General features: G+C 62.3%; 24 protein-coding genes. 15 read left to right on the forward strand and 9 right to left on the reverse strand.

Features of this window, described 5'->3' with window-relative positions; all coding sequences use genetic code 11:
* The first annotated feature begins 68 nt into the window (after positions 1-68).
* The 4 genes from C5L13_RS03300 (at position 69) to C5L13_RS03315 (ending at position 3,313) form a co-directional block, all read left to right on the forward strand.
* Positions 69-536, forward strand: coding sequence for an Rrf2 family transcriptional regulator (locus C5L13_RS03300; protein ID WP_105381792.1), 468 nt, complete (start codon positions 69-71; stop codon positions 534-536).
* Between the two features lie 72 nt (positions 537-608).
* Complete coding sequence (locus C5L13_RS03305) at positions 609-1,433, forward strand: L,D-transpeptidase (RefSeq protein ID WP_105381793.1); 825 nt, start codon at positions 609-611, stop codon at positions 1,431-1,433.
* 217 nt (positions 1,434-1,650) lie between these two features.
* On the forward strand, positions 1,651-2,373 hold the full coding sequence (locus C5L13_RS03310; protein ID WP_105381794.1) for a L,D-transpeptidase: 723 nt from the start codon (positions 1,651-1,653) through the stop codon (positions 2,371-2,373).
* A 55-nt stretch (positions 2,374-2,428) separates the two neighbouring features.
* Positions 2,429-3,313 (forward strand): aminoglycoside phosphotransferase family protein, encoded by an 885-nt coding sequence (locus tag C5L13_RS03315; RefSeq protein WP_105381795.1) that lies wholly within the window; start codon positions 2,429-2,431, stop codon positions 3,311-3,313.
* 7 nt (positions 3,314-3,320) lie between these two features.
* On the opposite strand, the gene C5L13_RS03320 is transcribed toward C5L13_RS03315, so the two are convergent.
* Complete coding sequence (locus C5L13_RS03320; protein WP_105381796.1) at positions 3,321-4,523, reverse strand: MFS transporter; 1,203 nt, start codon at positions 4,521-4,523, stop codon at positions 3,321-3,323.
* A 145-nt stretch (positions 4,524-4,668) separates the two neighbouring features.
* Positions 4,669-5,121 (reverse strand): MarR family winged helix-turn-helix transcriptional regulator, encoded by a 453-nt coding sequence (locus C5L13_RS03325; protein ID WP_105382067.1) that lies wholly within the window; start codon positions 5,119-5,121, stop codon positions 4,669-4,671.
* Positions 5,122-5,268: 147 nt separating this feature from the next.
* Between C5L13_RS03325 and C5L13_RS03330 the strand changes: the two genes are divergently transcribed.
* Positions 5,269-5,691 carry an organic hydroperoxide resistance protein gene (locus C5L13_RS03330; protein ID WP_105381797.1) on the forward strand — a complete coding sequence of 141 codons (423 nt, stop codon included), beginning with the start codon at positions 5,269-5,271 and terminating at the stop codon, positions 5,689-5,691.
* Between the two features lie 48 nt (positions 5,692-5,739).
* Here C5L13_RS03330 and C5L13_RS03335 read toward each other — a convergent pair whose 3' ends face one another.
* A complete protein-coding gene (locus C5L13_RS03335; RefSeq protein WP_105381798.1) occupies positions 5,740-6,198 on the reverse strand; it encodes a MarR family winged helix-turn-helix transcriptional regulator in 459 nt (152 codons plus the stop codon).
* Positions 6,199-6,249: 51 nt separating this feature from the next.
* On the opposite strand from C5L13_RS03335, the gene C5L13_RS03340 reads away from it, so the two are divergent.
* The 4 genes from C5L13_RS03340 to C5L13_RS03355 all read left to right on the forward strand — a co-directional run bounded on the left by C5L13_RS03340 (position 6,250) and on the right by C5L13_RS03355 (position 8,861).
* A complete protein-coding gene (locus C5L13_RS03340) occupies positions 6,250-7,002 on the forward strand; it encodes a DUF899 domain-containing protein (protein WP_105381799.1) in 753 nt (250 codons plus the stop codon).
* 43 nt (positions 7,003-7,045) lie between these two features.
* Entirely contained in the window at positions 7,046-7,513 is a 468-nt protein-coding gene (locus C5L13_RS03345) for a DUF1579 domain-containing protein (protein ID WP_105382068.1), read from the forward strand.
* A gap of 57 nt (positions 7,514-7,570) precedes the next feature.
* A complete protein-coding gene (locus tag C5L13_RS03350; RefSeq protein WP_105381800.1) occupies positions 7,571-8,386 on the forward strand; it encodes a VOC family protein in 816 nt (271 codons plus the stop codon).
* A 172-nt stretch (positions 8,387-8,558) separates the two neighbouring features.
* Complete coding sequence (locus C5L13_RS03355) at positions 8,559-8,861, forward strand: alkylphosphonate utilization protein (protein WP_105381801.1); 303 nt, start codon at positions 8,559-8,561, stop codon at positions 8,859-8,861.
* 72 nt (positions 8,862-8,933) lie between these two features.
* Here the strand turns inward: C5L13_RS03355 and C5L13_RS03360 are convergent, their stop codons facing one another.
* From C5L13_RS03360 to C5L13_RS03370, 3 genes are all read right to left on the reverse strand, one after another.
* Entirely contained in the window at positions 8,934-10,310 is a 1,377-nt protein-coding gene (locus C5L13_RS03360; protein ID WP_105381802.1) for a type 2 periplasmic-binding domain-containing protein, read from the reverse strand.
* On the reverse strand, positions 10,307-12,118 hold the full coding sequence (locus C5L13_RS03365) for a hypothetical protein (protein ID WP_105381803.1): 1,812 nt from the start codon (positions 12,116-12,118) through the stop codon (positions 10,307-10,309). Before C5L13_RS03365 ends, C5L13_RS03360 begins: the two co-directional genes overlap by 4 nt.
* Positions 12,119-12,396: 278 nt before the next feature.
* On the reverse strand, positions 12,397-13,965 hold the full coding sequence (locus tag C5L13_RS03370; RefSeq protein WP_105381804.1) for a helicase HerA-like C-terminal domain-containing protein: 1,569 nt from the start codon (positions 13,963-13,965) through the stop codon (positions 12,397-12,399).
* A gap of 111 nt (positions 13,966-14,076) precedes the next feature.
* On the opposite strand from C5L13_RS03370, the gene C5L13_RS03375 reads away from it, so the two are divergent.
* From C5L13_RS03375 to C5L13_RS03400, 6 genes are all read left to right on the forward strand, one after another.
* Positions 14,077-15,096, forward strand: coding sequence for a YihY/virulence factor BrkB family protein (locus tag C5L13_RS03375; RefSeq protein WP_105381805.1), 1,020 nt, complete (start codon positions 14,077-14,079; stop codon positions 15,094-15,096).
* Positions 15,097-15,177: 81 nt separating this feature from the next.
* Positions 15,178-15,567 carry a hypothetical protein gene (locus C5L13_RS03380; protein ID WP_105371760.1) on the forward strand — a complete coding sequence of 130 codons (390 nt, stop codon included), beginning with the start codon at positions 15,178-15,180 and terminating at the stop codon, positions 15,565-15,567.
* 104 nt (positions 15,568-15,671) lie between these two features.
* A complete protein-coding gene (locus tag C5L13_RS03385) occupies positions 15,672-17,192 on the forward strand; it encodes a winged helix-turn-helix domain-containing tetratricopeptide repeat protein (RefSeq protein WP_105381806.1) in 1,521 nt (506 codons plus the stop codon).
* 97 nt (positions 17,193-17,289) lie between these two features.
* Complete coding sequence (locus C5L13_RS03390; RefSeq protein WP_105381807.1) at positions 17,290-17,499, forward strand: hypothetical protein; 210 nt, start codon at positions 17,290-17,292, stop codon at positions 17,497-17,499.
* Between the two features lie 248 nt (positions 17,500-17,747).
* Entirely contained in the window at positions 17,748-18,791 is a 1,044-nt protein-coding gene (locus C5L13_RS03395) for a magnesium transporter CorA family protein (RefSeq protein ID WP_105382069.1), read from the forward strand.
* A gap of 158 nt (positions 18,792-18,949) precedes the next feature.
* A complete protein-coding gene (locus C5L13_RS03400) occupies positions 18,950-20,344 on the forward strand; it encodes a calcium-binding protein (protein WP_105381808.1) in 1,395 nt (464 codons plus the stop codon).
* A gap of 47 nt (positions 20,345-20,391) precedes the next feature.
* Here C5L13_RS03400 and C5L13_RS03405 read toward each other — a convergent pair whose 3' ends face one another.
* The 3 genes from C5L13_RS03405 to C5L13_RS03415 form a co-directional block, all read right to left on the reverse strand.
* The gene (locus C5L13_RS03405) at positions 20,392-21,219 is read right to left on the reverse strand and encodes an aldo/keto reductase (RefSeq protein ID WP_105381809.1); all 828 of its coding nucleotides are present in this window, start codon (positions 21,217-21,219) and stop codon (positions 20,392-20,394) included.
* A 120-nt stretch (positions 21,220-21,339) separates the two neighbouring features.
* Entirely contained in the window at positions 21,340-22,377 is a 1,038-nt protein-coding gene (locus tag C5L13_RS03410; protein ID WP_105381810.1) for an aldo/keto reductase, read from the reverse strand.
* Positions 22,378-22,396: 19 nt separating this feature from the next.
* Positions 22,397-23,590 (reverse strand): MFS transporter, encoded by a 1,194-nt coding sequence (locus tag C5L13_RS03415; RefSeq protein WP_105381811.1) that lies wholly within the window; start codon positions 23,588-23,590, stop codon positions 22,397-22,399.
* Between the last annotated feature and the right edge of the window lie 215 nt (positions 23,591-23,805).

Consider the following 23,805-nt stretch of genomic DNA (forward strand, 5'->3'; position numbering starts at 1 on the left):
CTTTGCTTGTTGCATAAGGTTCCATCCGCTAGGATGGGATGTGCCAATTGAAAGAAGGAGAGAGGCCGATGCGATATGACGGTCGCCTTTCACGCATGCTGCATGTGCTGATTCATATGGCCCGGCATAAAGGGGCTGCGACGTCCGATCTGATCGCGCAGATGCTCAACACCAACCCGGTCGTCGTTCGCCGCACGATGGCGGGCTTGAGGGAAAAGGGTTATGTCCACTCCGAAAAAGGCCATGGCGGCGGCTGGACGTTGAGCCGCGGACTGGAGGAGATGACGCTCCTCGATATCTATCGGGCGGTCGGAGAGCCGCCGGTCTTTGCCGTCGGCCCTGCCTGCGACAGGCCTGAATGCCTGGTGGAGCAGGCCGTCAACAGCGCTCTTGCCGATGCCTTTGCCGAAGCGGAAAGACTGCTTCTGGAGCGTTTCGCCCATGTGACGCTGGCGGATATCGCCGCCGACTTCGATAACCGCATGGCGCGGCATCCCGCATTGGCCGGCCATGCCGGTTCAGGCTGCGCGTCCTGAATCTTTTCACCAGCTTCGCGCCAGCCGAACCTGCCATCCTGGTTTCGACGTCATCTGCCGGAAGCGGGTCCCATGCCAATCTTTTCTCAGCCTTTCCGCCGAATCCCCGGCCTCTCTTTCGTGCTTGCCGCGACTGCCGCCCTGGCGGGCTGCCAGGTGCCTTTCGTGACCGACACGAGCCGCATGAACCCGGATGTCTTCGTCCAGGAGACGGCGCCGGTCTTCTACATTCCTCCCTATGAGGATCCCCCGACGAACCAGCCGCCTCCGATGCCGGGGGCAATCCCCCACAAGCGTCAGCTCTACCCGTCGACCTTCCATCAGACCTATGGCCTGCCGGTGTCGAACCCGGTGCATCGGACCATGTATGGCGTGATCCGCGACGAAGGACACACGCTTCCGGCCATTCCCTATTCACGCGTCGACGCCCGGTATCTCCGCCAGGAGATCGACTACCGCAGCAACGAGGCGCCCGGCACGATCGTCGTCGACACCCGCCAGCGCTTCCTCTATTTCGTCCAGCCGGGCGGCAAGGCGATCCGTTACGGAGTCGGTCTTGGAAAGGCGGGCTTTGGCTGGCAGGGCCGCGGCGTGATCGAACGCAAGGCCAAGTGGCCGCGCTGGACGCCGCCGGAAGACATGGTTGCGCGCCAGCCGGAACTGCGCCAGTTCGCCGCCGCCGAAGGCGGTGCCGATCCCGGCCTCAACAATCCGCTCGGGGCGCGGGCGCTCTACATTTTCAAGGACGGCAAGGATACGCTCTACCGCGTGCATGGCACGCCTGACTGGCAGTCGGTCGGCAAGGCGACGTCTTCTGGCTGCGTACGCTTGCTCAACCAGGACGTCATCGATCTTTTCGACCGGGTTCCCTCCGGCACTCCGATCGTCGTCCTCTGAGATCCGCCGGATGTGTGATTCGAAGGAGCGGCCTTGGGCCGCTCTTTTGCTTTTGGTGCCGGGGGTTTGAAATCCCGTGTTACGGTCGTGAATAGTTGCTTAAATGCAGCAGGCCTATGGTTGCGGCCACGGCAGGGGATTCGGAACCTTTCGGTCATCCTTCCATTGAATTATGCTTTGCTGTCTGTAGCGTGTTTATCGAACGGTCCTGCCGCACATGATCCTGAACAATTCCTATTCCCGCCGGGGCTTCCTATCTCTCCTGGGCGCCGGCACAGCCTCCACCTTGGCCGGCTGCGCTTCGACTGCGCCCGGGCGAGGTGATACGATCGTCACCTATCGTGACGGCGGAAGCGTGCGTCGGCCGGAAATCCTGCCGGGCAGCTCGCCCGAACTGGATCAGATGTACGGCACCGTGATCGATGGCGACTTCGTCATCCCTGCCGTTCCCTATCAGCAGATCAATCCGCGCTACTATCGCCAGCGGGTCGTGGATCCGACCGGCGAACGGCCCGGTACCGTGGTCGTGGATACGCCGTCCCGCTTCCTCTATCTCGTCGAACCCGGCGGCTCTGCCATGCGTTATGGCGTCGGCATCGGCCGCGAGGGCTTTTCCTGGTCGGGTGACGGCGTCATCCAGTGGCGGCAGAAATGGCCGAAATGGACCCCGCCGAACGAGATGATCGCCCGCCAGCCGGAGCTTGCGAAATATTCGGCAGACAACGGCGGCATGCCGCCCGGCCTCAGCAATCCGCTCGGTGCCCGCGCGCTCTACATCTTCCAGAACGGGCAGGACACGCTCTACCGACTGCACGGCTCGCCGGAATGGAACTCGATCGGCCGGGCAGTCTCTTCCGGCTGCGTGCGCCTGATGAACCAGGACATCATCGACCTCTACGATCGCGTGCCCGGCAAGGCCCGTATCGTGGTCTGGCAGTAGGCTTGGTGTCACGATGTATCGTGGCGGAATGATCGGCTGATTGGGATGCGGTGGGATGCTGGAAATCGATGCCGCGCTCGTCAGCACCCTCGTAGCCAGCCAATTCCCCCGATGGGCTGAACTGCCCGTGCGGGCCGTGGCAAATGGCGGCTGGGACAACCGCACCTTCCATCTCGGCGATGTCATGTCCGTCCGCCTGCCGAGCGCCGAGCGCTATGTCGCCCAGGTGGAAAAGGAGCATCGCTGGCTTCCGATCCTGGCCGGGCATCTGCCGCTGCCGATCCCGGCACCGCTTGCCATGGGCAGGCCCGACGCGGGCTATCCGTGGCCGTGGTCGATCTATGGATGGATCGAAGGCGACCGCGCCAGTCGCGATACGATTTCCGATCTCACGGCGTTTGCCGAAGATCTCGCGGATTTCCTGATTGCCTTCCGGAAGGTCGACGCTTCCGACGGCCCGGCCGCCGGAACGCACAATTTCCATCGCGGCGGATCGCTCGCCGTGTATGACGGCGAGGCCCGGCATGCACTTGCCGCGCTGGCGGATGAGCTCGATGTCGGCCTGCTGACGGAAGTCTGGGAGAGGGCGCTCGCCTCGAACTGGCGAGACAGGCCGGTCTGGGTCCATGGCGATATCGCCGAGGGCAATCTGCTCGCCCGCAACGGCCGGCTGTCGGCGGTCATCGATTTCGGCAGTTCCGGCGTCGGCGACCCGTCTTCAGATCTCGTGATTGCCTGGACTTTGTTTGACGAACAGGCCCGCGATGCCTTTCGGGCCCGCATCGGTCTTGATCGGCAAACATGGGAGAGGGCGCGCGGCTGGTGCCTTTGGAAGGCGCTCATCACTATCGCCGCGCATCGGCACGAAGACCGTGAGAAGGCCGATATTCATCGCCGCTGGATCAACCGGATCGTCGCCGGTCCTCTCGGCGGAATCTGACCCGGATCTACCGTGCCGGATGGCGTGCAGCCGATAGCAGGGGTACGGCGGCGAGTGAGGCGAGCGCCATCAACGCGCCGGCGAGGAAGGTCGACGTCGAACCGTTGGTTTCCCAGAGCAAGCCGGCGGCGACATTGCCGAGGATCACGGTCAGACCGGTCGCAAGATTGAACACGCCGAATGCCGTGCCCTTCAGGTTCTGCGGTGCGCTGTCGGCAATCAGCGTCGAAAGAATGCCTTGCGAAAACCCCATATGCAGGCCCCAGAGGACGATGCCGGCGAAAAGCACCGGCATCGTTTGCGCCGTTGCGAGCGCAAGGTCTGCGGCGATGAGGAACAAGAGGCTGAGCGCGATCAGGCTTCGGCGTCCGATGCGGTCCGAAAGATATCCGACCGGATAGGCCGTCAGTCCGTATACCGCGTGCATGACCACCATGGTGATCGGGATCCAGGCGAGCGAGAGACCGGCTTCCTGCGATTTCAGGAGAAGGAAGGCCTCGCTGAAACGGGCGAACGTCAACAGGCTCGAGACAGCGATGACGACCCAGACGGCGGGGTTGAGGCGCCCGGCATCCCTGAAGCGGGGCAAACCCTTGGAGGGGGAGGGCGGCTGTTCCGGCTCCTTGACGCCGACGATCAACAGGGCCACCGCCAGGAAGGCCGGGATCGTGGCGATCCAGAAGATGACGATCATGTCGCCGCCAGTGGCGAGCATCAACCCGATTGCGGCAAGCGGGCCGACGAAGCCGCCGATCGTGTCGAGCGACTTGCGCAGTCCGAAGCTCGCGCCGCGGATCTCCGGCGGCGTCACGTCGGCAATCAGTGCGTCACGCGGCGTGCCGCGGATCCCCTTGCCGACGCGGTCGACGGCTTTAGCCACGACGACCCAGCCGATCGAGGTTGCGAGCGGAAAGATCGGCTTGGAAAGCGCGCCGAGCCCATAGCCGAGGACGGCAAGCGGTTTTCTCTTGCCGGTCCAGTCGGAGATCACGCCGGAAAAGAGCTTGGTGACGGTCGCGATCGCAACCGACAGGCCTTCGATGAATCCGATCGCGACGGCAGACGCGCCGAGGCCCGCGACCAGATAAAGCGGCAGCAGCGTCTGGATCATCTCCGATGAAATATCCATCAGCAGGCTGACCACGCCCAGTACCCAGACGGTGCGAGGTATGGCGATGGGGTGCCGCGGAGGAGCCGTGTTGGCTGTCATCGTCAAATCTCTTGAAGCCGCCGCCGATCTCGCAGGCGGTCCTGTCTTGAAAACCAGGACGACGAGCTAAAGGTAGCTTCAGTTGAAATCAATACATGGATATTGAGGGTTCGCGGGCCGGCCGTTCGCCCCCACGCAGGGAAAGTCAGTCCCTCTCGTTCATCCGCTTGCGCAGCGTAATCAGCGCGTCCCGCAGGGCCGCGGCCTCCTCCATACCGCAGCCGACCGCCCGGCCGATCGCTTTGGTCACCTCCACGGCCTTCTGTCTCAGGTCGGAACCTTTTTCGGTAAGGGAAATCCTCACCAGCCGTTCGTCGTCCCGGTCGCGTTTTCTTGACACAAGGCCGCTCTGCTCAAGCCGCTTGAGGAGCGGCGAAAGCGTGCCGGAATCGAGCCCGAGGCGGTCGCCGATCGCCTTCACCGGCTGGTCGTCGTCTTCCCACAGCGTGATCATGACCAGATATTGCGGATAGGTGAGGCCAAGCGGTTCGAGCAGCGGCTTGTAGGTGCGCGTGAACGCATGCGCGGCACCGTAGATCGCAAAACAGAGCTGCGTATCGAGCTTGATCTCGAATTCCCGAGAATCGGCCTTTGGCATTTTCTCCTTCATCGGTCCTGACTTCACGCTTTCGTGCTCTATGTTTTTCTCGACCGCATATTCGCAGGCTTGACGGGAAAATGCAATGCGCGTAACTAGATTGCGCGCAATTGAATTGCGAACAAATTATCTCGAAGGGAGTTTCCTATGCCCATTCTCTACACGACCAAGGCTTCCGCCACCGGCGGTCGCGCCGGCCACGCCCGTTCCGAGAACGGCGTCCTCGACGTGAACCTCACCGTTCCGAAGGAACTCGGCGGCGACGGTGCCACCGGCACCAATCCCGAGCAGCTTTTCGCAGCCGGTTATTCCGCCTGCTTCCTCGGTGCGCTGAAATTCGTTGCCGGCAAGGAAAAGGTAAAGATCCCGGATGAGGCCAAGGTGACGGCGACCGTCGGCATCGGCCCGCGCGAAGACGGCGGCGGTTTCGGTATCGAAGTGTCGCTGCTGGTCGATATTCCGGGCGTCGAAAAGTCGGTAGCCGAAGACCTCGTTGCCAAGGCGCATATCGTCTGCCCCTACAGCCACGCGATGCGCACCTCGACCGAAGTTCCGGTCTCCGTCGCCTGATCCAGTCAATTCTGCAAGGAAGAGCCGGCCTTAGTGCCGGCTTTTTCGTTATTTGACGGAGGCCAGCGTCCTGCGCAGTATTTCCGGTCCGCCGTCGCCGAGCTCCGCGTCGATTTCCGCATGCACCCTTTTCCAGATCGGCAGGGCGGCGGAAAGCATGGCCATCCCGTCGTCGGTAAGCCTGAGGAGTTTGCCGCGTCGGTCCTTCGGATCGTTTTCGGTCTTCACCAGCCCGCGCCGCTCAAGCACCTTCAAAGCCGCCGTCAGCGTCGTGCGATCCATGGCAAGCACGTTCGCCACCTGACCCATGGTTGCCGGTTGCGGCCGGTTGAGCGCCATCATCAGCGAAAACTGCCCATTTGTGAGCCCGATCGGCTTCATAGCCACGTCGAAGCGGCGGGCTAGCGCCCGCGCCGCACGCTGCACATGAAGGCACAGGCACGTGTCGCGAACGAGCAGCGTGGTGGAAAAGGGGATCACTTCGATGGTTTCGACGTTTGACAGCATGAGCTTAATATGTTGATATCAACCTAAATTGTCAATCAGGAGGAGGCTAAGATGGACGTAACCACATCGCCTAAAAATCCCGTTGTATCCCGCGAGGAATGGCTGGAAGCGCGCCGCAAGCTGCTCGCGCTTGAAAAGGAGGAAACTCATCTGCGCGACAAGGTGCGCGCGGCACGCCAGACGCTTCCTTGGGTCAGGATGGACAAGGACTATGTCTTCGACACCCCGGCGGGCAAAAAGAACCTCGCCGATCTTTTCGATGGCCGCAGACAGCTCCTCGTTTATCACTTCATGCTCGGCCCGGATTGGGATGCCGGCTGCCCCGGCTGCTCCTTCCTCTCGGACCACATAGACGGAGCCTTGCCGCATCTCAACAATCACGACGTTACCTGGGTCTCTGTCTCGCGCGCGCCGCTCGACAAGATCGAGGCTTACAAAAAGCGGATGGGCTGGAAATTTCCCTGGGTCTCGTCCTTCGGCAACGATTTCAACTTCGACTTCCACGTCTCCTTCACCAAGGAAGACCTGGCGAAGGACAAAGTATTCTACAATTTCTCGGCCATCCCGCCGGAACAGGCGCATGACGAACTGCCGGGTCTTTCGGCATTCTACAAGAACGAGAAGGGTGAGGTCTTTCATACCTATTCGAGCTACGCGCGCGGCGGCGAAGAGCTGATCGGCACACTAATGATCCTCGATCGGGCTCCCTTCGGTCGCAACGAGGGCTCCACCATGGACTTCGTCAAGCGTCATGACGAATACGAACCCGCGCCGACGGGGGAAGCTTCATCCTGTTGCCATTAAGTGGCGTCATCATGAGTGATCACAGGGAGGAAAGATCATGGGTATGGAACTGGCTAAACCCCAGGCCGAGCACGGTTTTCTTGAAAAGCTCGTCGGCACCTGGGACGTTACGTCCTCGACCATGGGGGGCGACGAGAAATGGACGGAAGTCGTTCGATCGCTGAGCGGTATCTGGTTCGTTGCCGAAGGCAATGGCGACATGCCGGGTGGAGAGCCCGCAACGACGATGCTCACCCTCGGCTATGATCCCGATCGCGGCAAATATGTCGGAAGCTGGATAGGCAGCATGATGAACTACATGTGGGTCTATGAAGGCGAGGTCTCGGAGGACGGCACGACCCTCAACCTCTACACGACCGGTCCTGATTTCGCAGAGCCCGGCAAGATCGGCGAATATCGCGAGCAGATCATCTTCCAGGACAGCGATCATCGCAGCTTCAATTCCAGCGCCAAACAGCCGGACGGCACCTGGAAGCAGTTCATGGACGTGCAATACGCGCGCAAGGGCTGATCCCGGCGTGCAATGACACCGCGTCGATCGACGCGACAACCATTTGAGGAGACGACCATGTTGCAGACCGTTTCTGGGTCGCGTTCGCAGACCCATGGCAAATTCATATGGTGCGAACTCATGACGCCGGACACCGATGCCGCCGGCAAATTCTATTCGTCGGTGATCGGCTGGAAGGTCAAGCCGGTCGAAATGCCGGACCTCGACTTCCCCTATTTCCTGTTCGAAATGGGCGAGGGCGATAACTGCCCGGGCATCGGCGGCATGATGAATTTCCCGCCGGAACTCGAAGGCAAGATCCCGCCGAACTGGACGGGTTATGTCGCGGTCGACGACTGCGACCAGACCGCCAAGGATTTTGTCGCCAATGGCGGCCGGGTGCAGCGCGAGCCGGAAGATATCCCGGGCATCGGCCGCTTCGCGGTCGTCGCCGATCCGCATGGCGCCGTCATCTGCATCATGACGCCCCTGCCGATGGAAACCCCGCCGCCGGAACTGGCTGCGGACGCCGTCGGAAATCTCGGCTGGCGGGAACTTTATGCGGGCGACGGGCAGGAAGCCTTCGACTTCTATTCGAAAGTCTTCGGCTGGACGCTCGACCACGACATGGATATGGGCCCGATGGGCGTCTACAAGATCTTCGCCCACAATGGCACCGCCATCGGCGGCATGATGACGAGGCCTGAAAGCGTTCCGGTTCCGTGCTGGGCCTATTACTTCAACGTGGAAGCGATCGATGCCGCAATCTCGCGGGTCACCGGCGGCGGCGGCCAGGTCGTGAACGGCCCGATGGAGGTCCCCGGCGGCAGCTGGATCATCCAGTGCACCGATCCCCAGGGCGCGTTCTTCTGCCTGGTGGCGCCCAAGCGCTGATATTGGGCTGTCTATCGTCCGGCCCCCGTCGTCAGGCAGGGGCTCCAGCCTCGGCCGGGGTTCCCCGGCGGGGCGGGATGGGAATGCCCATCCCGCCGCAACCTTGCGCAGGTGGTCCGGCTGCTATAAGCGGCAGGCTACCAGCGCAATACGGTTGAGGAACAGGTGGCCTATGGCAGGCGATGACGACGAATATGTCTATGACGAGGCGACGGGCGAATGGCGTCCGGCGTCGGAAATCGCCGCGGCTGCGCAGGCGTCTGCGGAAGTTCGCGACGCTTCTGGAACCGTCCTCAAGGACGGCGATTCCGTCACGCTCATCAAGGATCTGAAGGTCAAGGGCGCCGGGCAGACCCTGAAGCAGGGTACGGTCATCAGATCGATCCGGCTGACCGACAACCCGGAAGAGATCGACTGCCGCCACGACGCCATCAAGGGCCTCGTCCTGCGCACGGAATTTGTCCGCAAACGGTAGGCCTTTTCGGCGATCCCCCTGTCTGAACCGCCGGCCACAGGGCTCCGCGCGGTGGCCGGCGTCATTTCGGTCTTATTTTTGGTCTGCGTTTCCCGTCGGCAGCTCTGTTTCCGGCAGTCGCTCGCCGCGGATGGCCCAATAGAAAAGCTTGAGCTTGCGGCTCTGGGGCTGATTGGGAAAGGTGTCGTTATAGGCCTTGTCCAGGATCGACGGGTTGAACACTACCTTCTGGGCGACGATTTCAAAGAAGCGCGCCACAAGCAGTTTCCGGTCGGCAGAGGGACTTTCGCCGGCCTGTCGAGGCGGCGGGCGTTGAGCGCCAGAGCCGTCCGGCGCGGGTTGCCCTGATACCTCCGTACTCTCGCCGATCGCCTTGCCGAATATGCCGTAACGGTCGTTGGTATAGGTGACGATGCCGTTGTCGAACTTGCAGCCCGGAATTGCCTCGGCATAGGTGCGGATGATTTCCAGGTCGCCGACGTAATAGTTAAAATCGATGCCGTCGCAGAAGGCCTTCGCCGCCTTCTCGTGATTCGGATATTTATGGACAAGCTCACCCTTGGCGCCGCAAGGGGAATCTTTCGGAACGAGTGTTCCGCTTTGCTGCCGCAGGTATTTGACGAGCTGTTCTTCGAAGAGGGGCAACTCCCTGGCGTCGATCAGTGCCTTTATGCCGCGGCTCTGGGCATTCGTGCCGCCTACCAGGCCGATCAGCGCCAGTTTGCGGCTGGAAGTTCCGGCGGCTGCCGCATCGCCATTCGGGCGGTTGCCGTCGAGGGCGGGTTTACCGGCAATGGCAACCTCGTTCGCGCCGGTGGATGTGTTGGTGCCCAGGGCTTTCGGCTGGCCATCCGGATCCTCTGCGACTGGGATGCTGTCGCCGCACGGGTTTTCCAGTGCCGGTTGATTCCTGCGCGAAAGATAGCTAATGCCGGTTAGGAACAGGGGCGGCGAGACGATCACGTCGCGCCGTTCGTTGGTGATTGTGGCGGGATCGCAAAGAATGTCGAATCGCGTTCCGAGTGCTTCGAAGCGGGAGCGGGCGGGTGTGTTCAGCACGCCATCCGGCACCTCCTCGCATTGCGGTTCGCGGCCGTCGGCGGGCGGTCTGGCATAACATTGCTGGTCGATATCGTAGACGATGATGTCTTCTAGCCGTAGGTGCTGGCCTCCGCCCGACGGGCCTATCAGCATTTCGGAAAGAGCGGCATCGCAGATCCGCACTATGTAGCCGCCGTAGCCGGTGCGGCTCAGGGGGCCACGGGTCGAATCGCTTTCGATGACACGGGCCGGGAGCCGGTAGGAAAACGGCCGCGCCTTGCTCCGTACGCCAATCGCCAGCTTGGCGGCTTGCGCCGGATCGTCCGCAGCGCCCGTTACGGGGAGCGCCGGAATCAGAGTGACGGCGAGGAGGATGGAAGCCGCGAACGCGGCGCCGGCGAATTTCATTGCGTCCCTCCTTGCACGACAGGAACTACCGCCCGGGACGATTCGCGGCCGTGCTCGCTCCATTCGAGGAGAAGCGAGAAGACGATCAGGAAGCACACGGGAAGTACGCTCAGGATCAGGGCGTCGCGTATCGTCTGGGAGAAGGAGGCCGTAGGCGGCGGCGGAAGGGAAGGGGTGACTGTGACGAACAGGATCGCCCACTGATAGAGAAAATAGAGCAGGCTGGCGATGGCCGCGATCACCAGAGTGAACAGAACGCTCTGGCTGCGATGCTTGTCCATGATGATGAGTGCGGCCATGGCCAGGATGATGCCCGCGCCCGCCTGCATGGCAAAAAAACGTCCGCTTTGCTGGAAGAGGTCGATGATCTGCATCCGTGTCGGCGTCAGGTTGGTATCCCACGACAGTTCCCCGACCTCGACGAGGGCGGTGAGAAAGACAGCCACAAGACCCGACAGGAGCGACATGGCCAGCATTCTCAGGAACGGAAACTGGTAGAACTTCCAGTTTTCCCGCCAGGACTGCTGTTCGATCCGGACCTCGCGGCCGAGAATGACGAGGAGGACGCTGAAGGTCGTGACCAGCAGCGTCTGCAACTGGTCCCAGCTCGCTCGGCTGAGAATCTCGTCAATCCGGGAGTGGCGCCACGCCTGAAGAGCGGCGACACAATTCGCCGGAAGCTTCTCCTGCTGACAGGTTGAAAGCAGGCCGGGATCGACGGTTCCTTCGGGACCGGAGGAAAGGTAGATAATGGGATTGGCAGCGGCGTACCAGTAATACCAGATATAGTAGAGGAAGAAGGCGCAGAGAAACGCGATCACGAAGGCGATCACGATGCTCAGCCCGAAGGAATTGTGTTCGTCCTTCTTGGATGTCTCGAGTGCATTCCTGATTCTCATAATCGGGTCGGCCTTTTCACCGTGGCCGCCGCGGGAACTGTAGATCGCGTGGTCGTTGCGGATGTACAGCACCGCAAAAAGGGCCATGATATTGGAGCGCGCCAGTGCCGCCTCATCCGCGAACTGGTCGTATTTCTCCTCCAGTGCTTCGTCGTTCTGGACGGGTAGGACGTCCATGAGCGTTTCCAGCCTGTCGATATCCTGGCCGAGCTTGTCCGACAGGCTTTTCAGCCGCTCCACATTGTAGAGGGGAAAGTAGACCACGCGATTGTTGGGGTCGGTGGCGATCGACAGGCAGTCGATCGCCGTCAGTGATTCGACGATGGGCCGGCGCCATTCCTCTGGCACCTTGCCTTCCGAACGCTGGTTGAAGCGTTCCACCAGCCGTTTCGGATGGCCTGCCATCAGCTTCTCATAGGGAACGTCCCCGAGGTCCTTGATGACCCGGTAGACCCCGCGCGGAACGCCGGCAAGCCGATGGGCCAGCGACCGCAGGGTCGTCTCGATCGGCTTGACCGCACCGAGCGAAAGGGAGGAGATGATCAGCGCGGAAACTAAGATAGGTTTGTCGTACTGGGCCGCGGAAAGGGTAGCAGTATCGTCGAGCATTACGGTGCCCTGATCGGTCGCGCCGATCTGGTCGAGCGCGTTGTTGGCCTGCATCAGCAATCCGTAGACTTCCGCCGAGCTGAGGACGACCACGTATGCGATCAGATAGATAACCGCATAGAAGGCGAAGCCCGCGATGATCTCGCCGGTCGTGCAAAGGTTCCTGACCTCCACGTCCTTCAGGATGGGATGCAACACGAAGGGATGTCGGGCGCTCGGCGAGTTGAAGTTGCGATAAGCCTCGATCACCAGCGTAACCGCACCAGCCGTGACGAAGCCCCAGTAGACCAGATCGTACATGACGCGCCGCTACGGCGTCAGATGCACGTACTAACGCCCGGGCGACACGGTCCGGCGGCCGTGGCGATCCCCGAACCCGCGGACATGGATACCGTAATCAAAGCCATGAGCGAAGCGATTACAAAAGCCGACTTCAACATGAGATAGCTCCGAACTTGATACACGGGTGGGATATTACATGGATCCCGGTTGAGATGCAACTTACACGTTGTATCTCAATCGCCCTCAACCTAACGGTCTAGCCTGTTTCGGCTCGATCGCCAGTTGTATCCTCGGTCCTACCGCTTCAAGCTCCCCAGAATACCGCGCACCAAAGCCCGGCCGATCTGGGTCGCGACCGTGCGGGTGACGCTTTTCATTGCGGCCTCGACCAGCGTCTCGCGCTGGTAGCCGGCGCGGCGCGGCTGGGTGCGGCTCTGGTCGTCGTCCTTGTCGGTACCGAAGCCCGGCAGCGTCCAGCCCGTCGTTTCGCCGGAGCCGGCGGGCGGGGAGGGGGCGAGTTCGTCCTGCGCCTTTTTCGCGGCCGCCGCGTCGGCCGCAGCCTTGGCGCGGGTGGCGAGCATTTCGAAGGCGGATTCGCGGTCCAGGTCTTCGTCATAGAGGCCGAGCACCGGGCTCCTGTCCATCACCGTCTGCCGCTCCTGATCGGAGATCGGGCCGATCCGGCCGGAGGGCGGGCGGACGAGCGTCCGTTCCACCATGGAAGGCGCACCCTTGCCCTCGAGCGTCGAAACAAGCGCTTCGCCGGTGCCGAGATTGGTGATTGCCGTGGCGCAGTCGAAGGCCGGATTGGGACGGAAGGTATCGGCCGCCGTCTTCACCGCCTTCTGTTCGCGCGGCGTATAGGCGCGCAGCGCGTGCTGCACCCGGTTGCCGAGCTGGGCGAGCACCGTCTCCGGCACATCCAGCGGGTTCTGGGTGACGAAATAGACGCCGACGCCCTTGGAGCGGATCAGGCGCACGACCTGCTCGACGCGTTCGGTCAGAACCTTCGGCGCGTCGTTGAAGAGCAGATGCGCCTCGTCGAAGAAGAAGACCAGTTTCGGCTTTTCCGGATCGCCCACTTCCGGCAACTCCTCGAAAAGCTCGGAGAGCAGCCACAGCAGGAAGGTCGCGTAAAGCCTCGGGTTCATCATCAGCTTGTCGGCGGCAAGCACCGAGATCTGGCCATAGCCGCTGTTTGGATTGACCCGCATCACGTCGGTGATCTTCAGCGCCGGCTCGCCGAAGAAGTGCTCGGCGCCCTGCTGTTCGAGGACCAGCAGGCCTCGCTGGATCGATGCGACGGAAGCCTTGGAGATCAGGCCGAACTGACCCGAAAGCTCGGAGGCGTTTTCAGCCATGTAGTTCAGAAGAGACGAGAAGTCCTTGAGATCGAGCAGCGGCAGGCCGGCCTTGTCGGCGATCTTGAAGGCGATGTTGATGACGCCTTCCTGCGGTTCGGAGGCATCCATCAGCCGGGAGAGGAGAAGGGGCCCCATTTCCGCGATCGTGGTGCGCACCCGGTGGCCTTTTTCGCCGAAGAGATCCCAGAAGATCACCGGGAACTGCTCGAAGTCATAGTCGGCAAAGCCGATCTGCTCGGCCCGCTTCAGGAGGAAATCCTTGGCCTCACCCTTTGCGGCGATACCGGAAAGGTCGCCCTTGATATCGGCTGCGAAAACCGGCACGCCGGCCTTCGAAAAACCCTCGGCCAGCACCTGCAGGGTCACGGTCTTGCCGGTGCCGGTGGCGCCGGTCACCAGCCCGTGGCGATTGCCGAATTTCAATTCCAGATGTTCCGCCTTGTTGAGCGAATCGTCCGGATTGCGGCTGCCGCCGATGAAGAGCTTTCCCGTCTCGTCCATGCAACTATGCGCTCCCTCGCCGCGTTGTTCGCCAGCTGTTTATAGGATGTGCCGAGGCGGCGGGCAACGGGAACGAATCCGCCAAAGCCAGGGCACGGGAGGTTGGCAGACATGAGCATCAGCGAATCCATGGCCTCGACCGAAAAGGCGCTGCGGTCGAGAAACTCTCCCCGATCCGCAGATGAGAGAGGCAGGGAGGCCGAAAGCCCCGGCGAGATTCCCGCCCGCGGTCTGAAAGACGTCTTCTGGCGGCTCTATGCGGCGATCAGCGAAGACCGGGTGATGCTGATTGCCGCCGGCGTCACCTACTATCTCCTGCTGGCGCTCTTTCCGGCGGCCAGCGCGCTCGTATCCATCTACGGCTTCGTGTCCGACCCGGCGGCGATTGCCGACAGGATCACATTCCTGAGTTCGATCATGCCTGCAGACGCGCTCAATATCTTCCTCGACCAGCTCCGCGCTCTGACCTCGGAGCGCAACGCGACGCTGTCGATCGCCCTGATCGGCGGCTTGGCATTGGCGCTCTGGAGCGCCAATGCCGGCATGAAGGCGCTCTTCGAGGCGATGAACGTCGCCTATGCGGAGCAGGAAAAGCGCAGCCTCGTCCGGCTGAACCTCGTCTCCCTCCTCTTCACGTTCGGCGCGCTGGTTCTCGCGATCATCGTGCTGAGCGCCATGGGGGGCGTGCCGGCCGTTCTGCGCTACCTCTGGCTCGATCAATGGACAGAGATCATCATCCGCCTGGCCCGCTGGCCGATCATGATGCTGTTCGTCGGCGCCGGGATCGTGATTCTCTACCGGTTCGGGCCGAGCCGGGAGCCGGCCAAACTGAGATGGCTGACCTGGGGTGCGGCATTTGCGACGATCGCCTGGCTCCTCGCCTCGGTTGCGGTTTCCTATTATCTGGCCAATATTGCCGATTACAACGCGACCTACGGTACGCTTGGCGCCCTGATCGGCTTCATGGTCTGGACATGGATATCGGTCATTATCGTCATCGTCGGGGCCGAGATCAACGCGGAGCTGGAGCACCAGACCGCGCGCGATTCCACCACAGGCCCGCCGCAGCCCATGGGGGCACGTGGTGCCTATATGGCGGATACCGTGGGCGAGCCGGCCAGTGAGACGTGAGATCGGCGAACCGGCCTGTTGGCTTCGGCGACGACTGTGTGTATTACCTTGACGTGAACGTCAAAACCCGAGGAGAGATTGATGAACGAACTGGTTTCCCGCGTTGCCGAAAATGTCGGCATTGCCCCCGATGTCGCCGAGAAGGCGATTGGCATGATGCTGGGTTTCCTGCAGCGCGAGGCGGATGACGGCGCGGTTGCGAAGATGATCGAAGCGATCCCGGGCGCGCCGGAACTCGTCGCCAAGTTCAACGGCGAAGGTGCCGGCGGCGGCGGTCTGCTGGGCGGCCTGATGGCGAGCTTCGGCGGCGGCGTCATGGCGCTCGGCCAGCAATTGATGAGCCAGGGTCTCGGCATGGGCGAGATCACGGGGCTTGCCAAGGAAACCATGGCTGTCGCCCGCGAGCACGCCGGCGACGAGGTGGTCGACACGGTCGTCGCCTCCGTTCCGGGCCTTTCCCAGTTCGTCTGACAAACCTTCGATCGCCGGCGGATCGTGAAACGCCGGCGATCCTCGCTCCCGCCCCGCGGGAGAGGCATGGGTCGCAGTCGGACTCTGTGCTATGAATCCCGGCCGTGAGCGACGCGCCCTATACATTCGGTCCCTTTGTTTTCGACCCGGCCGGCGGAATGCTTCGCCGGGAAGGAGAACCGGTTGCCGTCGGGCAGCGGGCGCTTGCGCTTCTGGAACTGCTGCTGCGCGCCGGCGGAGAGCCCGTATCGAAGGATGCCCTGATGGAGGGCGCCTGGGGAGGGCTGATCGTCGAGGAGGCCAACCTCTCGGTTCAGATCGCCCACCTCCGCAAGATCCTGGGGAAGGCGCCGAACGGTTCGGAGTGGATCATCACCGTCCCGCGTTTCGGTTACCGTCTGCTTCTCTGGCAGACGTCGGATGCCGTCTCCGCCCATCCGGTGCCGCTGCTCGCGGTGCTGCCTTTCGGAGATCTGTCGGGAGACGCCGGCGACGCCTATTTCGCGGAAGGCATCGTCGAGGACATCACCGCAGCGCTGTCGCGATTCAAAAACCTTGCAGTGATCGCCCGAAGCGCCTTTCCGTCGGCACCCGGCGCCGCGCAAAGCCGGATTGAAACGGCCCGGAAGCTCGACGTGCGTTACCTCCTGGAAGGCAGTGTCCGCCGGCGCGAACAGTCCGTCCGGGTCGGCGTCCGGCTCATCGACACAGGGATGCATACGCATCTCTGGGCCGGCACGTTCGATGGCGACATGGCCCACCTGTTCGAATTTCAGGACAGTCTCGCCGCGGCCGTGATCGGTATCGTCGAGCCGGAACTCCGCAAGGCGGAGATCGCCCGCGCGAGCCGCAAACACCCGGGAGATCTTGGCGCCTATGACCTCTATCTGAAGGCTCTTCCGCATTTCCGGGGAACGTCACCTGACGACCGCCGCCAGGCCATTGAACTGCTGGAACAGGCGGTGGAGCGCGATCCCGGCTTCGCAACCGCCGTCGCGCACGCGGCCTGGGCCTATGAACGGCAGGATACTTTCGGCTCCGGCATGACCGGAACAGAGCGCCGCCGTTCCCTGGAACTGGCGGAAAAGGCGCTGGAGACCGGTTTTGACGATCCGCTGGTCGTGGCGATCTGCGCCCTGGTGTTCCTGAATGTCGGCGGTGCGGTGGAGCGCAGCCTTGCCATGCTGTCGCAGGCGCAAGCCGCAAACCCCAACAATCCGACGATCCTGTCGCTTTCGGCCTTCGCCAATGTCATGGCCGGCGATCTTGCCGTGGGCCGGGATTGTTTTCTCCGGGCGCTTCGCATTTCCCCGAATGCACTGGAAAACTACGAACTTCTCGTCGGCGTCGCGCTCTCCTATCTCCTGGACGGCGAGTTTGAGGAATCGCTTGGCTGGTCCCGGCAAAGTCTCGCGATAAACGGCGGCTGGCTCGGTGCCTATTGGGCGCTGGCTGCGGGTCTTGCCCATCTCGACCGGATGGCGGAGGCGGCCGCGGTCATCGCGACATTGCGCCAGAAGGCGCCCGACCTGCGGGTTGCCGATCTGCAACGGATCGGCGGGCGTTACGCCTCCCGCTTCGGCCTGGTGATCGAGGGCGTGAGAAAGGCGGGCCTGCCCGACTGAGGGGAGGGCGTTTGCGGAATTTTGGCAAGGTTTTGGGACACAAAACGCCGTCCCGCTGCAGGATCTTTCGTCGACAACCAGATGACGGGAGAATGCCATGCAGACGAGTTTCCTATCGCCCCGTAAAGAGCGCATCCTGCCTGCATGGCTGGCCGCCATCCTTATCGGTCTTGGCGGACGAATGCGTCGTATCGGCGCCGCGCTGTCGGCCGTGGAGACGATCGACGAGGACCCGACGGCGGATCTTTCGTTGCGCCAATGGGCCGATCTTCCGCCTCACCATCCGGGTTCGAATGACGGAAATTGAGTCTTTCCGGTTCGTCCCTCATCCGCGTCGGAGCCTCAGTGAACAAGCCATTGACTTTTGGCGGTTTAAGGCCCATTTCAGGCGCAAAGCGATGCCCGTCCGGGCCTCGCTCTTTCAAAGGACAAATAGAGATGAACCCCGACAGTCGAAGTTCGACGTCAATATACCGACCCGTTTCTTCGGGGCTCTGATCCTTCTCAAAAAGGATACGCGCTCCGGAGGGACCGATGGTCCAAAAAGGAGCCGTCATGCTGCGTATCCATGCCCACGACCTTGATCGCCTTGTTCCGGTCGCTTCCGATGTGCTCGTTGCCGCCCGTACGCCGGTCGCTGTCGATGCGCTCGCATCCGATCTGCCTGCGGAAGCCCCGCCGGCCCTCGTCTGGTACGATCTCGTCAATCCCACGAAAGAAGAAGAGCGCACCGTCGGCGAGACCCTCGGTATCGCGGTGCCGACCATGGACGAGATGGAGGATATCGAGCTTTCCGCCCGTCTCTATCAGGAAGACGGCGCCGAGTTCATGACCATGACCGTGCTGATCAGGCCCGATGCCGGCACGCCGCGGAAAGTTCCGGTCACCTTCATCGTCAAGGGCCAGGTTCTCATCACGGTCCGCCATTCCGAGCCGCGTCCGTTCGACGCGTTCATGGCGCGTGCCCGCAAGCCGAACGGAACCGGGCTGCACTGCAACAACGGCGAACTCATCATGACCGGGCTGATCGAAGCGATCATCGACCGCATGGCCGATACGCTGGAGCGGCTGGGCACCGAGATCGACCAGATTTCGCAGGAGGTTTTCAGCGCCAAGGCAGCCAAGGCCAACAAGAAGACCCGCGACCTGCAGGATCTGATGCGCGAGGTCGGGCAAAAGGGCGAGTTCATCACCGTCGTGCGGGAAAGCCTCGTCAGCGTTTCGCGCGCCGTCGCCTATTATGCGGCTCTCGATGGCGTCGACCGCAAGCTTTCGAAGGAACTGCGCCAGCGCCTGAAGCTCCTGCAGCGGGATGCGACCTCGCTCGGCGATCACTCCGCCTTCCTGTCGGGCAAGATCAACTTCCTGCTCGATGCGACGCTCGGGCTGATCAATCTCGAGCAGAACCAGATCATCAAGATCTTCTCGGTCGCTTCGGTGGTCTTCCTGCCGCCGACGCTCGTCGCCTCGATCTACGGCATGAACTTCGCCTATCAGCCGGAACTGCAATGGCACTACGGCTACCACCTTGCAATCGTCGCCATGGTGGTCTCGATGGCACTGCCCTATCTCTATTTCAGGCGGAAAGGGTGGCTCTGACAGACCTTCGGGGATGTGGGGAAGGGCGCAAATAGGCGGTCGGACGAAACAAACGTCCGACCGTGATCGGCAGAGCTTGATCTCCCCACCCGCCGGCCTATGTCGCTTCTGGCTGGGACATCTGCAGATCCGTTTCCCCGACAGCGAAGGACGATACCATGCCCACATTGAGCAACGGCAGTGAGCTTGAGATATGGGAAGACACCGACAACCAGAGCCCGGACGCGATCCTCTTCAACATCACTGAAACCGATGGCGACGTGCTCGGGCCAGTCGGCGCACACACGGATTTTCCTTACGGCTGGGTCGATCTCGCCTCGGTCGATGTCTTCGACGGGTTCTTTACCGTTACCACTTTCACCAATGACGGCAGGACGGAGCTTTTCACGACGCTCGAAACCTTCGTCTTCGACAACGAGGGCAATTTCATCCGCGCCCTGTCCGCTCAGGCCGCCTATCTCTCGACCGAGGTCATTTCGGTCACCGCAGCCAGCCCGGATGACATCACCGTGACTTGGCTAGGCGCCAACGAATATTATGGCGGCCAGAACACCCAGTATGGCGAGCACCAGATCATTCTGGAAGGCGGCGCGATCGAGCCCGACATATTCGTCAACCATGCGCCGACCGTCGCCGACATGGATTTTCAGCTTTCACCCGGCGAAACCCTGATCGACGTGCGCTTCAGCGCCGCCGATATCGACTATGACCTTCTGAGTTTTGTCGTCGTCGATGGTCCGGACCACGGTACGCTGGAGCAGGAAACGCAATTCGACGAAGGTTATTACCCCTTTCCGCAGGGCAGCTATGGCGGCAGCCTGCATCATCATTCGACCTATCTGAACGGCAACGTCTTCGACTATACGCCGGCCGCCGGCTTCATCGGCACCGACACTTTCACGGTCTATGCCACCGATGGCCAGGGCAACAGCAATCTGGCGACCATCACGATCACGATCGAACCGCCCGCCGAGGAGATCACGCTCACCGATGCCAGAAATATCTTCAGCTATGACGCCAGCGATCATCCGGTGCTGCTTGCGGCACTCGGCGGCGACGACCGCATTACCGGCAGCCGGTTCGGGGACCTGATCGATGGCGGAACGGGCAACGACCGTTTGCGCGGCGGTGCGGGCAATGACGAAGTCGTCGGAGGCTCAGGACGGGATCACCTTTACGGTGACGCCGGCAATGATGTGATCGCCGGCGGTGCCGGCCGTGATGTTCTGGTTGGCGGGGAGGGGCGCGACACCTTCTTCTTCGATGTCGCGCTGCAGCCGGAAAACCGCGACAGGATAGAAGACTTCCTCTCTGCCGACGATGTGTTCCGGCTGGCCGGCTCCATTTTTGGCGGAGCCGCTCCGGGCGCACTCGATGCCGATGCCTTCGTGGAGGGCAGGCGCGCTTTGGACGAGGGCGACCGGATCATCTACGACGCATGTTCCGGGCGTCTGAGCTTCGATGCGGACGGTTCCGGTGACGGGACGGCGGTGACCTTTGCGACCGTCAACCGCGGCACGCTGCTTGCCGCGGAGGACTTCTATTTCGTTTGAGAGTATATCACCGTCTCCCTCGGCTCGGGGGAGACGGTACTGTTGCTTTAATTATCCCATTCTGGTGCTAGATGACCCGGATCGACGATGCGGCCGTTCGGGCGGGCGAGGCCGTGGATCGCTTCCATCTCGTCCAGCGACAGGGCGAAATCGAAGACGTCGAAGTTTTCCGGCAGGCGGGAAACGGTGGCGGTCTTTGAAAGAGCGATCACGTCCTTCTGCTGAATGGCCCAGCGCAGCACCACCTGCGCGGCCGTCTTGCCGTGTTTGGCGCCGATTTCCTTGAGCAGCGGGTCGTTCGGCACCTTGCCGTCGGCCATCAGGTAATAGGCGGTCAGCGACATGCCGTGTTTGCGCGCCTCGCTCAGCACCTTCACCTGGCTCAAATACGGATGGTACTCCACCTGATTGGTGGCGATCGGCGCATCCGAAAGCTTCACTGCTTCCGCCATCAGCGCGGTCGAGAAGTTCGAGACGCCGATATTCTTCACCTTGCCGGCTTTGACGAGTTCGTTCAGCGCGCCGATGCGGTCGGCAAGCGGCATCTCGCTTTGCGGCCAGTGGAGGAGCAAGAGATCGACATGGTCGGTCTTCAGCTTCTGGAGGCTCTCGTCGACCGAGGCGATGAAGGCGCTGTGGCCGACGCGATCGACCCAGACCTTGGTGGTGAGAAAGATATCGGCGCGCGGAATGCCGGACTTCGTGAGAACGTCGCCGACGGCAGCCTCGTTTTTGTAGATCTGCGCAGTATCGACGTGGCGGAAACCGAGTTTCAGGGCTTCCGGCAGCACGCGGGCAACGTCTTCATCGGGCATGCGGAAGGTGCCGAAGCCGAGGGATGGAATATTGGCGCCATTGGCGCTGACTGTGAACATATTGAACTCCTGTGGGAAGCCCGGCCCAAAATGTCTGAAATGGCGGCCGGGCCTGAAAGATGGCCCGTAATACATGGACCGATTCTGCGACGGATCAACCACCGCGATCTTGATCGCCCGTCACCCCGCGATAGGCGGGTTCAGACGGGCAAAACCCTCCTGCCGCCGATAGGGGAAGTGCGGATAGGGGGCGGTAACCGCGCTCGCAGCGTCGAGGCTGCCGACCTGCTCCTTCGTCAGCGTCCAGCCGACCGAGCCGAGATTCTGGCGAAGCTGTTCCTCGTTGCGGGCGCCGATGATGACGGAGGAGACGGTCGGCCGGCCGACGAGCCAGTTGATTGCCACTTGCGGCACCGATTTGCCCGTTTCGGCGGCGACCTCCTCCAGGGCGTCGACGACCTTGTAGAGGAGTTCGTCGTCCACCGGCGGGCCGAAGTCAGCGGTCTCATGCAGGCGGCTGTCGGCTGGGATCGGCTTGCTCCTGCTGATCTTTCCGGTGAGGCGCCCCCAGCCGAGCGGGCTCCAGACGAGTGCGCCGAGGCCCTGGTCCTGGCCCAAGGGCATCAGGTCCCATTCGTAGTCGCGGCCGACCAGCGAATAATAGACCTGGTTCGCCACGTAGCGCGTCTGCCCATGTTTTTCGGCGGCGGCGAGCGACTTCATGATCTGCCAGCCGGAGAAGTTGGAAACGCCGATATAGCGCAGCTTTCCGTCCTTCACGAGCCGGTCGAGCGTCGAGACCACCTCCTCCACCGGCGTCGAGGCGTCGAAGGCGTGCAGTTGGAAGATGTCGATATGGTCAGTGCCGAGACGCTTCAGCGCAGCCTCGACGGAAGCGATCAGGCGGGAGCGGGAGGAGCCCCAGTCGTTCGGCCCGTCGCCCGTCGGCAGGCTGGCCTTTGTGGAGATCAGAACCTCGTTCCGGCGACCCTTGATCGCTTGCCCGAGCACCTCCTCCGAAGCGCCGCTCGAATAGACGTCCGCCGTGTCGAACAGGTTGACGCCGGCTTCGAGGCAGATGTCGACGAGGCGGCGGGCTTCTTCCACATCGGTCGTGCCCCAATGGCTGAAGAGCGGGCCGGAGCCGCCGAACGTGCCGGCTCCAAAACTCAATACCGGTACCTTGAGGCCCGATGCGCCGAGATTGTGATATTCCATGGCTTTGTCCTTTCAGGCGTTATTCGGCCGGGCTGGCAAGCGCGGCGGAGGAAAGATCGGTCTTCTGCCTGTCCAGCCGGATGGCGATCACCGCCACGGCCAGAGCGGCGAGCGGCACCAGACCGGCAACGAGGGTGACCGAGCCGAGACCAGGACCGTGGTCGATGACTGCACCGCCGAGCCAGGCGCCGATCGCATTGCCGAGATTGAAGGCGGCGATGTTGAAGGAGGAGGCGAGGCCCTGGCCGGCGCCTTCCGCCTTTTGAAGCACCCAGATCTGCAGGGGCGAGACGGTGGCGAAAGCCGCGGCACCGAAGAGGCCGATGGCAATGACGGCGAGCACCGGCTGATGGATCGCGGCGGTCATGGCAAGCAGCACAGCGGAAAGCACGACGAGGCTGGCGATCACGGTCGGCATCAGATGCCGGTCGGCGAGCCAGCCGCCGAGGAGATTGCCGACCACCAGGCCGCCGCCGAAGACGAGCAGGATCGGCGAGACGGCAGCTTCCGAGAAGCCGGTGATCTCGGTCAGGATGGGCGCGATATAGGTAAAGCCCGCAAAGACACCGACCCAGGAAAGCACCGTGGTCAGAAGGCCGAGGATGACGGAGCGGCGGCCGAGCACGGCAAGCACACCTTGCGAAGCCTCCTCGTTGTCCTCGGATGCCTTGTCCTTCGGAACGAGGAGCGCGATGACGGCGAGCGCGAGGATGCCGATCGCGGTGACCGCCCAGAAGGTGGCCCGCCAGCCATAGGCCTGGCCGAGCCAGGTGCCGAAGGGCACGCCGAGGATGTTTGCGACGGTGAGGCCCGTGAACATGACGGCGATGGCGGAGGCCTTTTTGTTGGGGGCGACAAGGCCGGTGGCGACCACCGAGCCGACGCCGAAGAAGGAGGCATGCGCGAATGCTGTCAGCACGCGCGCGGCCATCAGCGTCCAGTAGTCGGGTGCCAGCGCACAGGCGAGGTTGCCGATGGTGAAGACCACCATCAGGCTCGTCAGCAGGGTCTTGCGCGACCATCTGCCGGCGATGGCGCCGAGAAGAGGCGCGCCGATGACGACGCCGAGCGCATAACCTGATATCAGCAGGCCGGCCGCTGAGATCGACACGCCGAGATCGGCGCTGACGTCGATCAGCAGACCCATGATGACGAACTCCGTGACGCCGATCCCGAAGGCGCCCGCCGTCAGGGCATAAAGTGCGAGTGGCATTGGTACGAACCCTTTGGTTGGGAAGTGATCCTTGGGAGGATTGATGCGCCGCAATATCGTAGCGCCGGACTTGCCTGTGTAGCCGCATAAGCGGATAATCATCTGTGAAATGAAGTCACAGGTGATGTTGTTGGTCGAGCAAGACCGCCCCCTCTGGCCTGCCGGCCATCTCCCCCACAGGTGGGAGATCGCAAGCGGCATGCTCCTCCTCCCCT

The sequence above is a fragment of the Neorhizobium alkalisoli genome, from assembly GCF_002968635.1.
Taxonomy (GTDB): domain Bacteria; phylum Pseudomonadota; class Alphaproteobacteria; order Rhizobiales; family Rhizobiaceae; genus Neorhizobium; species Neorhizobium alkalisoli.